Source organism: Trichothermofontia sp. (genome assembly GCF_053493415.1).
On the sequence record NZ_JBRCAD010000222.1, the window covers coordinates 1 to 5,880 of the forward strand.

Sequence of the window (5,880 nt, forward strand, 5' to 3'; positions counted from 1 at the left end):
CGGTGGAATCGGGGGGCGTCTGGATTCGGTCATAGTGCTCTCCCTATGAGATGCTGACGATAGATGACGGAGATGACGGCGCAAAATCCCGACACCACGGCCCCGCCTGCGGGAACGCGACAGGAGCGCCCCAACGGGGAATGCGGATGCGGGAGGGACTAAGCCCAGTACAGCACAGATGGACCCATGATGGGGTTGTGAGTGCCTAGCCTATTTAAGGACGGCAACCCGATCACCGGTCTTTTACTGGCTGGGTCCCATGCCTAGTTTAACGACTGTTAGCATGACCCTCTGCGGTCTAGACCCTGATTCCAAGGTATCCCGAAACTTTGCCGGAACTGATCACCTGTTGTATTAATTCTTGTTTGCCCAGTCTTGCTTGCCCAGTCTGATGCGGCAGGCTGGGCACGATCGCCCCTGGGACGCGGGCCAGCATCCCATTCGGTTTACAGTTAGGTTAGGTTAGGTTAATTTTCTGAGTCTATCCCTTGTCTATCCGCGTTTGCATTACCCTGGGCACCCGTCCCGAAGCGATTAAGCTGGCCCCTGTGATCCAGGCGTTTCAGCAGTCCCCCCATTGCCAAACCCAGGTGGTGCTGACGGGGCAGCATCGGGAGATGGTGGATCAGGTGATGGCTTTGTTTAACCTGGAGGCCGATCGCGATCTGGCGATTATGCAGGCGCAGCAAAGCTTGACGGATATTACCTGCCGCAGTCTCCAGGGGTTGGAACGCCTATTTCAAGAGAGCCAGCCCCAGGTGGTGATTGTCCAGGGGGATACGACGACGGCCTTCGCGGCTGCCCTAGCGGCATTCTATCAAAAAATCCCAGTGGGCCATGTGGAGGCGGGATTGCGCACGGATGATTTGTTCAATCCCTACCCAGAGGAAGCGAATCGGCGGTTGATTTCCCAATTGGCCCAGTTCCACTTTGCCCCCACGCCAATGGCGGTGGAGAATTTGCGGCGATCGGGTGTGGTTGGCCAGATCCACCACACGGGCAATACGGTGATTGATGCGCTGCTGACGGTGGCCGATCGCCAACCCGACTGTCCCATCCCAGGGTTGGATTGGTCCCAGTATCGGGTGCTGTTAGCAACCGTGCATCGGCGTGAAAATTGGGGGGCACCGCTCCAGACGATCGCCCAGGGGTTTTTACAAATCCTCGATACTTTCCCCGATACGGCCCTGTTGCTCCCCCTCCACCGTAACCCCACGGTACGCGAACCCTTGCGGGCGTTATTAGGCCATCATCCCAGGGTGTTTCTCACGGAGCCGTTGGACTATGCCGAGTTGGTGGGGGCGATCCAACGGTGTTATCTGCTCCTGACCGATTCGGGTGGCCTTCAGGAGGAAGCACCGAGTCTGGGGAAACCCGTGTTGGTGCTGCGGGAAACGACGGAACGGCCAGAGGCGATCGCGGCAGGAACAGCAAAGTTGGTGGGAACAGCGGTCGAGACGATCGCGGCGGCAGCGGGGGAACTGTTAAGCAATCCGATGGCCTATGAAGCAATGGCGATCGCAGCAAACCCCTTTGGCGACGGTCAAGCGGCTGCCCGCATTCGCCAGATTATTGAAACCGCGTTTCAATCTTGATTTTTGCGCACTGAGCAAGTTTATTGACAGCCAAGTACTAAGATTTCTAGTATGTGATAGATCATCTAGAAATAGCCTAAAAGATAGAGCACGTATGGATAGCTTAGTAAAGCCTAAAGCCAATGATTATATTTTCTTATGACCCCTCATTGAGGAGCCTCAAGTGAATTTCTGTTACAAAATCACAACCATGTAATAGAACTGTTATATTTAACAATCAGAAAACTAAAATTGCTATATCTAGACTAAAATAATATCCTATCCTTCTAATGTCAATCATTTTTTTGTAAGATACTTTGAGCTTAATCAATCATGGAAACGAAAAAAATATTAGTCGTCACAAAAACTTATCCGACCATAAGTAAAACATATCGAGAGACTGTTTGTACTGCGGGACTTCTGCTTGATGATGAAGAACGACCATTACAATGGATTCGGATCTATCCAGTACGTTATAGAGATCTAGACTTTGATAAAAGATATCCAAGATGGGGAATTATCAGGGCTTCTATAGAGAGAAATCATAAAGACTATCGTGAGGAAAGTTATCGAATAGATGATTCTTCAATAGAACTGGTCCGTAAAGTTGGTACGGAAAATAGTTGGCAAGAGAGAAGAGATTTTTTTGAGCCATTTTTAGTTAAATCAATAGAGGCTATAAAATCCCAAAAACATTCATTGGGTATAATTCATCCAACGATAATTGATTACTCCTATGAAGAATGCGAAAGGCAGTGGCCAATGTCTCAGTAAGCCATACTTGACCAGGGGGATCTTTTCAAAGAGGGGAAGCCTTTCTCTGATCTAGAAAAAATACCTTATAAATTTTTCTTTCACTTTAGAGATGCCGAGAATAAACCTCATAAATGTTCAATTATCGACTGGGAAATCTTGCAGCTATATAGAAATATGCGATATAGATCGAATGCAATGGCTGAGCAGGAGCAAGAAAGAGAAGCACTAGAAAAAGTCCGCATAAAGTTAGTTGATGAATTTTCGTCAAAAGACCTATATTTCTTGATGGGAAATCTCAAAAATCACCCTAATTCCTTTGTTATAATTGGTTTAATTTATCCCCCACATCCTCTAAAACAGAGACAACTAAAACTTTTTCAATAGACTGTCAGGGTAATCAAAGATTAAATGGAGTACGCTGATCGGCATGGCAATCAATATTTCGAGTGTCATAGGAAAAGGGAAATGAGTAAAAAATTGATCTTGACTTTTGGATATGGTAATAGGACGAGCTATGAAGAGCTTCGATTGGCTTTAGACAAATATAAAGTTTCTTTTGTTATCGATGTCAGGAAAAAGCCTCGCGGATGGAGTGCGATTTGGAGTGCTCAGAAGTTATCTGATTTCTGTAATTCTGTTGGCGTGAAATATTTATCAAAAACAGCACTGGGTAATGAGTCTGGATGTAGTCATTGGGTACCCCCAGATGAGAAAGAAGCCGAAATTGCATTAAACGATATATCAAGCCTTTCCAAGGATTATAATGTACTTTTATTGTGCGCAGAAAAAGATTGGGTAAAATGTCATCGTGTTGAGGTTTCAGAAAAAATTCTAAAAAAAACAGGCAATAAAGTTGTTCATATAATCTAAATCGATGATTTTGAATTTAAATATGAAGATCATAAAAAAGGAGATTAACAATAGATTAATGTTATTTTTTTGATGATAACGGGCAAAATTTAGGGTACTGTAAAGCTGGAAAGCGGCATCCCAAGCGGTTTTTTTCTTGCGAAACACATCAATATAAGGCTCAATTTGCTCAATGAGTACCTTCTCATCTAAAACCATCGGTGCAAACGCCTTAAAGGCATCCCCATCCGCAACCACTGCCTGACGGGTGTACAGTTTCAACCGTTGCATCAGGTTATTCCAGTTAATTCGCGTCGTCATGTGTGTGGGCGCAACCTTACCCGTATCCTCATCAGCTTGGGCCATAACTCCCTGCAAAAATTGATAGCTACTATCAGACAAGCGCAGAATACAATGGCGACTGGGCATATGTAGATCGCAGACTTGCACATAATCCAAAGTCTGTTCCTTATGCACCAGCTTGCCCCAGGGACCCAGATCCACCACCTGCTCGAAAATGGGCAGCCGCCCCTCTACCCGCTGACTAATCTCTGACCAATCAAAGGTTAACGACCCCGCACTATCATTCTCATCCCGACAAACAACCGTGGGTTGGGGCGCAAGGCTTTGGAAATAATCAATCCGAAAAATCCGAATCTCCGCTAATGTTGCCAACGATAGACAAAACGCGGGTACCCCCGCCTGGATCAGGGCATCTTGGTAGAAGCGCAATTCCCCGATCGCCCCCGTGCGATAGACCCGCCAACCCCGTCGGGGCAGGATAAGCTGAGCATTCCGCACATCCAGTTGCATCACCGATGCCAATCCCTTCGCAGCCTCTACCCTCGCCTCTGGCGCGATCGGCTCCAGCACCAACACCCCCAGTTGCACATCCTCTGGTTTAGCGGTCGCTGCCGCGATCGCAGCTTTGCGTTGCGCCTGTTTATAAGCCGTTAGCCGCTCGACCCCCTGGCGGGCCTGATTAACCATCTTGGGATTACTCGCCTTGCGCAGCAATTGCCGATACACCGCTTCCGCCGCATCTCGTCGCCCCGCCACCTCATGCAAACGCCCCAAATAAAACTGCCCCCACAGATCATCCGGCGCGATCGCGAGCCATTGCTTCAAAAGCTTGGCCGCCTGGGTATAGTCTTGGCGATCGAAGGCGGTAGCCACCTGTTGCAACCAGTCTGGGTTAGGCATCGGTTTTGTTCACGTAAACACTCACCAACAAGACAGAACCTCAGTAGATCGAAAGATTGAAAAACAATTGTGGGGTAGTCGTCTCGGCTATCCCACGTTTCATGGGTGATCTCCTGAACCTAGAAGTCCCCCTAGAAGCACCTGATGAAGGCTGGTTTAGCTGCCATAGATTGCTTCCGAGTACAGCAAAGATAAAGTTTCGCAATGTTGGTAGTAACGACCTTAGTCGTTGCAGGCTGTCGTTGCAGGCTAAAGCCAGCACTACGAACGTTGCAGAATTCACTTTTCGAGCGACTAGTCTTCTGTTTATTCTAATGCGCTTCGCAGGCAATCCCCTCCAGCCCCACTCTGGTTAACCGATCCACTGCCTCCTAGCCCCCGCGCCTGACGCACCGCACCCACAAGGCAGACCGCCGCGATCGTCGCTGTCACCGCTCGTAAAATTGGCCCCCCCAGGGAAACGGGTGCAAATCCTGCCGCGATCGCCTGCGCCACCTCAGCCTCAGTCCACCCGCCCTCCGGGCCAACCGCAACCACAATTTCGGCTCCCAGTTGCGGAAGTGTCATTCCTTGCAACCAGTTCAAAAGATGGACTGCTTCCCGACGAGCCACACACATAGCCGCGATCGGGTAAGGGGCTTCAGCACGCAATTGTTCCACCACCGACGGGAATGGACAGGGGTCCCAAATTTGTGGCATCGTGGCCCGTTCCGATTGCTCGGTGGCCTCTTGGGCAATCCGCCGCCAACGCTCTAGCTTCTGGGCACTCGGTCGTAACAGGGTGCGATCGCTCAACACGGGCAGAATGCGGGTTACCCCCAACTCCGTCGCTTGGCGCACCACCTCATCAAAAGCATTCCCCTTGGGCAAAGCTGCCAGTAACGTCAACGGGGGTAATCGCTCAGCCGCCAGTATCACAGGTTCCAGCAGAGTGGCAACATGGCGACTGGGCGATCGGTGGGTGTCGCGCTCAGACACCAGGGTAAGGACGGCTTGCCATGCCTGCCCCTGGCCATCCAGGGCAATAAAGCGATCGCCCGATCGCAGCCGCAAAATATCGCCCAGGTAATGGATCTGCTCCAGCGTCAGGTCGATCTGGTTGGCCCGGATCTGGGAGGGGTCCACGATCAGCCGTTGAATTTGTCCCAATTCTGCGGTAACCCTTCACAAAAGGTAATGAGATTGTGTATGCTGAAAATTACGAAGGAGATTCTTTCCCTTCTATTATCCATTTTTCGTTGATTCACCTTAAGCAATCATTCGTACTATGACTACAACCCTCCAACGGCGCGAGAGCGCCAGCGCGTGGGAGCGGTTTTGCGAATGGGTAACCAGCACCGACAACCGCCTGTATATCGGCTGGTTCGGCGTGTTGATGATCCCAACGCTGCTGACGGCGACGACCTGCTTTATCATCGCCTTCATCGCTGCTCCCCCCGTCGATATCGACGGTATCCGTGAACCCGTTGCCGGTTCCTTGCTCTATGGCAACAACATC

The 5,880-nt window shown here is 50.0% G+C and carries 5 protein-coding genes and 1 pseudogene; 4 read left to right on the forward strand and 2 right to left on the reverse strand.

Annotated features, from left to right (window positions below; all coding sequences use genetic code 11):
- Positions 1–488 precede the first annotated feature (488 nt).
- The 3 genes from wecB to ACWIUF_RS19725 all read left to right on the forward strand — a co-directional run bounded on the left by wecB (position 489) and on the right by ACWIUF_RS19725 (position 3,200).
- Positions 489–1,595 carry a non-hydrolyzing UDP-N-acetylglucosamine 2-epimerase gene (gene wecB / locus ACWIUF_RS19715; protein WP_448574239.1) on the forward strand — a complete coding sequence of 369 codons (1,107 nt, stop codon included), beginning with the start codon at positions 489–491 and terminating at the stop codon, positions 1,593–1,595.
- Between the two features lie 312 nt (positions 1,596–1,907).
- Positions 1,908–2,348: a hypothetical protein gene (locus ACWIUF_RS19720; protein WP_448574240.1), complete on the forward strand. Its 441-nt coding sequence runs from the start codon at positions 1,908–1,910 to the stop codon at positions 2,346–2,348.
- 447 nt (positions 2,349–2,795) lie between these two features.
- Positions 2,796–3,200 (forward strand): DUF488 family protein, encoded by a 405-nt coding sequence (locus ACWIUF_RS19725; RefSeq protein WP_448574242.1) that lies wholly within the window; start codon positions 2,796–2,798, stop codon positions 3,198–3,200.
- Here the strand turns inward: ACWIUF_RS19725 and ACWIUF_RS19730 are convergent.
- Together ACWIUF_RS19730 and ACWIUF_RS19735 are read right to left on the reverse strand one after the other, a co-directional pair.
- Complete coding sequence (locus ACWIUF_RS19730; RefSeq protein WP_448574243.1) at positions 3,162–4,382, reverse strand: tetratricopeptide repeat protein; 1,221 nt, start codon at positions 4,380–4,382, stop codon at positions 3,162–3,164. The genes ACWIUF_RS19725 and ACWIUF_RS19730 overlap by 39 nt on opposite strands.
- Positions 4,383–4,688: 306 nt before the next feature.
- Complete coding sequence (locus tag ACWIUF_RS19735; RefSeq protein WP_448574244.1) at positions 4,689–5,531, reverse strand: 16S rRNA (uracil(1498)-N(3))-methyltransferase; 843 nt, start codon at positions 5,529–5,531, stop codon at positions 4,689–4,691.
- A 118-nt stretch (positions 5,532–5,649) separates the two neighbouring features.
- On the opposite strand from ACWIUF_RS19735, the pseudogene ACWIUF_RS19740 reads away from it, so the two are divergent.
- Positions 5,650–5,880, forward strand: a pseudogene (locus tag ACWIUF_RS19740) (photosystem II q(b) protein); the annotation flags it as partial.

Coding starts and splice junctions, on each gene's coding strand:
- ACWIUF_RS19720 (WP_448574240.1), top strand. CDS start 1,908: ATGGAAACGAAAAAAATATTAGTCGTCACAAAAACTTATCCGACCATA.
- ACWIUF_RS19725 (WP_448574242.1), top strand. CDS start 2,796: ATGAGTAAAAAATTGATCTTGACTTTTGGATATGGTAATAGGACGAGC.
- ACWIUF_RS19730 (WP_448574243.1), bottom strand. CDS start 4,382: ATGCCTAACCCAGACTGGTTGCAACAGGTGGCTACCGCCTTCGATCGC.